The sequence below is a fragment of the Bacillus sp. M13(2017) genome, assembly GCF_002218325.1.
GTDB lineage: Bacteria > Bacillota > Bacilli > Bacillales > Bacillaceae_G > Bacillus_A > Bacillus_A thuringiensis_K.
Map to the genome: position 1 here is coordinate 1 of NZ_KZ268538.1, position 4455 is coordinate 4455.

The following is a 4455-nucleotide window of genomic DNA, read 5'->3' on the forward strand; positions in this document are numbered from 1 at the left end:
TTTTTTTTTTGAAACCTATTTACAAAAAATAAAAGTTCATGATATAGTATTGATAGTTAAAAAATATCTATCATTAAGAAAGGAAAACAATATGACAAACAGTCTACAAATTGAAGGCGATATTTTAACGAGAATCAAAGGTATTCTAAAGGATTCCGATGCAAAACTATCGTCAAACGCACGTCTACTCTATATTGTATTCTTAGTTTCAGACGGAAGACCACTAACCCACACGGAACTATCTGAATCGACGGGAATTATAACGCCTGTCACTTTACGCAAAGCAATCAGAGAACTTGAAAAGTGCGGGTTAATTAGGGTAACTCGACTTTCAAAAGGACAAGTATACGACATCTTATAAACCGTTGATGCGAAAAGGTTTATTTAATTCCGTTATTTTTTTATTAGTTATCTTATTGACAACTATTTTACCCACTGATACAATTTGAAGCGTAAACCAATACGACAGGAGGCGAGAATTTTTGACAGTAAAACAGGTTTTTGACATCAAAGAGTTAACACAAACCGAAAAATTAGTTTTGATTTACCTCTATCAACGAGGTTGCGCAAAGGGACACAAAGTAGTAAAACACGCAGACATCATTGAAAAATGTAGTATCTCGCAATCTAGTGTAAATCGTGCGCTTAAAAGCCTTGAAAGTAAAAACTTAATCGACGTATTTTATCAAATCGGGTATAGACAAGCTAAACACATTAAAATCACTCTAGGAAAAGAAGAAGCGTGCTAACATGCAGAAAAGCGACTTAATTAAAAGCAAACTTCCGATTATCGAATTTTTGGAGACATATTGCGGTACAAACGTTAAACGCAGAGGTAAAAATTATATGTGTATGTGTCCATTCCATGCGGACACCAACGAAAGTATGATTGTGAATGTATCGGATAATAACTGTTTCTGTTTCGCAGGTTGCAACGGTAGAAAGCCGATAGACCAATTTTCGGGGTTACAACTAATGCATGGGTGGACGCATAAACAGGCGGAAACATTTCTACTAAAAGAATTGCGCCTAGACATAAACCTAAACCGCAAAACTATGCAAAAAGAAATAGCGAAGCAAAAAGCCATACATAAAAAAGTAGAGCAAATGAGACATCTAGAAAACGGACTTTTGCAGGCGTTGCTTAATAGAGAAAAAGAATTTAAGCGCCTTATTCAGCTATTTGATTTTACAACCGAAGCCGAAGCATTTTACGAAATCTATCATAAATTGCCTATTTTAGAATATGAGATAGATATTTTGTTATCAGACGATGCGCAGGCGAAATATGACGTAATGAAATACTACTTAGGAGGGGTCGCGAAGTATAAGCGATACTTTACGAATTAATTAAATTGGAGGAAATAAAAATGAATACCCACACAGAAAAAACGCCGTTAAAGGTAATAGACGGCATAAAAAAAGACGATTCTTCAAAAGAGGTTAGCCGCCAAGCTTTTGAAAAAACGTCTAGTTCAAACATATCTACTGATATTATAGGTCACAGTGACACCTTAAATCAAGTAGAAAATATTGACTACGAGCTTAAAAACGAAACCATAAAACCTGTCTCTTGCGATAGTTTGGAAGACTCTGAGTTTCTAGGAATATCTACAACTAAATTACGTTATGATAGCAAAAACAACTACATGTACGCATACATAAAAGAGGTAAAAACGCCTGTTTTTTATGGTAGTATCGGCATTCTAGGTTTATACGTAAACGCAGACTCAAAAGGTATAAACTATGAGTTAGGCGTTATTAGTGATAATAACGTATTTAGAACTACTATACAGCTCGCCGAAACTTGCAGTAATACAAGAAAAATTATAGAACTCGCAAATTTAGGCATTCCAGTTACATCAACAAACGCAAAATATATAGTTGACTACTTAAATGACCTGCGCTATCTACAAAGGGGCAAACTAAAAGTCTCATATTTCTTAGAAAGACTAGGTTACTACGAAAACTCTTTTGTACTACCAAATGAGGTTATCGGACAAGACAAAATAACTTTCGTACCAAACAGTGAAGGCGATAAACAATATGCGGATGGGTTTACAAATAAAGGCTCAATTGAAGATTGGAAAGAAAATGTCTTTAATCTTATAAAAGAGAAACCTTTCGCACTAACTTATGTATTAGCTAGTTTCGCATCATTACTTGTTAAAAAGTTAGAAATTGACCCTTTCATCGTAGAATTAAGCGGAAATACTAGTAGAGGTAAAACCATTTGTATGAAAATAGCAGCTAGTGTGTGGGGGAATCCTAATAAAATCACTAACTCTTGGAACACAACATTAGTCGGTGTTGAAAGACGCGCATCAATGCTACACAATCTCCCGCTATTTCTCGATGACACAAAAAAAGGTAAAGGAAAAGAAATTCCATCAATCGTATATCAATTCACGCAAGGTGCAGAACGAAATCGAGGAAAATTAGAAAAAGGTACGAAAAAAACGGGTACATGGGAAAACATCATGCTATCTACTGGAGAGAAAAAAATAACAGAATTCTCACATGACGCTGGGGTTGCTGGGCGCGTTATCACACTAACAGAGGCGCCTTTCGGCGACAACGCAACCGAGCTTGTGGATAGTATCGAAATGAATATGAGCCAATATTTCGGTACAGCAGGAAAATCATTCGCAAATTGGTTAACACAACAGGAGATAGAGACATGGAAAGAAAAGTACGTTGACCTGCGCAAACAATATATAAAATTAGCTGAAAACAATACCGTCGTAAAACGTCTAGCGAAATACATGTCAATACTACATGTAAGTGCATTAATGCTTAACGAATGTTTTGACGCACAAATACAAGATTGCATGCTATATGACGTTTGGGGTCGTATGTTAGAGGATAACGAAGAAGTAGACAAGCCGAAACAAGCAATGGTTTATTTATATGAGCAATGCCTAATGAATAAACTCAAATTTGTAAAAAGCCGAACAAGTCACCAATTATATGACACTTGGGGCGACTGGCAATACGAAAATAACGCTGATAAAATTATAATGTATCCAACTAAAGTTGAAAAACTGCTTAATGATGCGGGATATGATGCAAAAACCGTTATTAGTGAATGGAAGAAAAATGAATGGATTATTACTGATTCAAAAGGAAATAAAAAAACTCAACGTTTATTACTAGGCGGCACAAAAAAAATGCTAGTTATAAATCTTCCTAAAATCATAGAAATTGTATAAAGAGGGTCTAAAGACCTTCTTTTTTTTGTGTGTTACTACTTTAAGGTAGTAACAATTACTACTTTCGTTACCACCTCAAACCCTTGCGGCTCTAGGCTGTTACTACTGTTACTACCTAAAAGTAAAAAATATATGTATATATAAAACACCGATAAACTAAATACGGAAATTAAAATGTATAATATACATATTTTCAAAAAGTAGTAACAGTAGTAACAATACTAGTATATCAACATTTAAAGTAGTAACAAAAGTAGTAACAAAGTAGTAACAAAGTAGTAACAATAATATAAATAATGGTTTATCAACATTTAAATTAATAACAAAATAATAATAAATTCGCTTCGCAAAGTCTAAAAGGGGGGAATCTAGTGCACGCCCTTAAACACCCTTTAGACGTGGAGCGCAGCGGAACATATATTAATCTTATGTTATATTAGAATAAAAACTTAAAAGGGGATTATTATGGGGACGCTTTTTAACCAACGACCTAGATATGAACACGAAGAGTATGCTATAAAACATATTGATACGATTATAAGAATTTCTAAAGAAAAAGGAATTACAATTGAAGAAACAATTATGTGTTTAAAATATTCGATGGCTGTTAATAATTGGGATTGTAAAGATGAACAATTAGCTGGATTTGGTAAATTGTTAAAAGAGTTAATTGAGACAGTTCAAGATTTAAAGAGAGAAGATAATACATCAGAAGCTATCTATTATTTAGGTGAACAGATAGAAAAACTTATAGAAGTGAAATGTAAATAAAAAGATGCTCTCACAACGTTAGCTAAGGCGTCTGATAGGTGTTCTAGAGAGCCGATTGAATAGAGAAGATTAATTTCTTCTCTTTTTTTTATTTATGCATTCGTATACCCCATAAAGTATACAAATATTATTTTTATCATCACAAAAATGGTAACTAAAGCGGTAACTCGCTTCGCAAGGTCTAAAGGGTATGTAAGAGTTGCGCCCCAAACTATCCCTTTAGACGTGGAGCGTAGCGGAACTTTTTTATAAAGCAAGAAGTATGTAATGACTTGCGATATTAGCTAAACATGTAGCAGCAAATGTAATAATAAATGTTTTCATGTTGTACCACCTCCTTTATTATTTTCTGTATTCTAGATTTTCAATTAGGGTTTTACTACTTTAATCGGTTCTATATCTTTTAATCTTTAAATTTTTAGTATAAAAGTTTATAACGCTTTGGTAGCTATAGGTTTTAACGAAAAAAAAA

5 protein-coding genes are annotated in these 4455 nt (G+C 33.8%); all 5 read left to right on the forward strand.

Annotated features, from left to right (window positions below; genetic code table 11):
• Positions 1-91: 91 nt before the first annotated feature.
• The 5 genes from CGQ22_RS31085 to CGQ22_RS31105 all read left to right on the forward strand — a co-directional run bounded on the left by CGQ22_RS31085 (position 92) and on the right by CGQ22_RS31105 (position 3983).
• Complete coding sequence (locus CGQ22_RS31085; protein ID WP_139032919.1) at positions 92-361, forward strand: helix-turn-helix domain-containing protein; 270 nt, start codon at positions 92-94, stop codon at positions 359-361.
• Between the two features lie 121 nt (positions 362-482).
• Positions 483-749, forward strand: a complete 267-nt coding sequence (locus CGQ22_RS31090) for a helix-turn-helix domain-containing protein (protein WP_089149802.1) — start codon at positions 483-485, stop codon at positions 747-749.
• Between the two features lies 1 nt (position 750).
• Positions 751-1350, forward strand: a complete 600-nt coding sequence (locus CGQ22_RS31095) for a CHC2 zinc finger domain-containing protein (protein ID WP_089149803.1) — start codon at positions 751-753, stop codon at positions 1348-1350.
• A 20-nt stretch (positions 1351-1370) separates the two neighbouring features.
• Positions 1371-3212, forward strand: coding sequence for a DUF927 domain-containing protein (locus CGQ22_RS31100; protein ID WP_254704139.1), 1842 nt, complete (start codon positions 1371-1373; stop codon positions 3210-3212).
• A gap of 465 nt (positions 3213-3677) precedes the next feature.
• Entirely contained in the window at positions 3678-3983 is a 306-nt protein-coding gene (locus CGQ22_RS31105; protein WP_089149804.1) for a hypothetical protein, read from the forward strand.
• The last annotated feature ends 472 nt before the right edge of the window (positions 3984-4455 follow it).

Excerpts from the sequence above, each read along its gene's own strand:
- CGQ22_RS31085 (WP_139032919.1), top strand. The coding sequence starts at position 92 with ATGACAAACAGTCTACAAATTGAAGGCGATATTTTAACGAGAATCAAA.
- CGQ22_RS31095 (WP_089149803.1), top strand. The coding sequence starts at position 751 with ATGCAGAAAAGCGACTTAATTAAAAGCAAACTTCCGATTATCGAATTT.
- CGQ22_RS31105 (WP_089149804.1), top strand. The coding sequence starts at position 3,678 with ATGGGGACGCTTTTTAACCAACGACCTAGATATGAACACGAAGAGTAT.
- CGQ22_RS31100 (WP_254704139.1), top strand. The coding sequence starts at position 1,371 with ATGAATACCCACACAGAAAAAACGCCGTTAAAGGTAATAGACGGCATA.